Origin of the sequence: Streptomyces xylophagus, from assembly GCF_000716435.1 — a bacterium.
Taxonomy (GTDB): Bacteria; Actinomycetota; Actinomycetes; order Streptomycetales; family Streptomycetaceae; genus Streptomyces; species Streptomyces xylophagus.
Map to the genome: position 1 here is coordinate 1 of NZ_JNWO01000130.1, position 509 is coordinate 509.

At 61.7% G+C, this 509-nt stretch carries 2 protein-coding genes; both read left to right on the top strand.

From position 1 onward, the window contains the following. On the top strand, nucleotides 1-315 hold a 315-nt coding region (locus OO70_RS50615), incomplete at its 5' end, for a glycoside hydrolase family protein (RefSeq protein WP_234337159.1). Then, on the top strand, nucleotides 312-509 hold a 198-nt coding region (locus tag OO70_RS50620; RefSeq protein ID WP_043688373.1), incomplete at its 3' end, for a hypothetical protein. The genes OO70_RS50615 and OO70_RS50620, both read left to right, overlap by 4 nt.

Below are 509 nucleotides of genomic sequence, written 5' to 3' on the forward strand. Positions count from 1 at the left end.
GAGTGTACGCAGATGCTCTCGAAGAAGCCCGTCCGCTATGCCAATAGCGCCGTGTCGTGCATCTACGTGCCGATCTCGGCCAAGATGCTCGCCTCGTTCATCGACTTCAACTACAACGTCGGCGAATATCGGTTCTGCCATTCGAGCACCGTCGAGCTTCTGAACAAGCGCGAGTACGAGGCTGCCTGCGAAGGCATGCGTAAGTACACCCTCTCTGGGGGCCGCTTCCGTCAAGGCCTGCTCAACCGGCGCATCGACGAGATCGCGCTGTGCAGTGACGGCATTCCCGCAGCGAAGGCCGGGAGGATCGAATGATCCCGGCCTGGCTGACCTGGCAAGCCATCAGCCTGATCGGCGGTAAGCTCTGGAAGGGCTTCTGCGACTTCATCTCCACGCCAGTAGGCGCGGCGCTCGTCGCCGGGTTCTGCCTGTTCTGGATCGGCGTCTGGCATGAACACGGCAATCTCGTCGAGGCCGTGAAGGCGAAGGACGCCGCGTGGCAAAGGAAG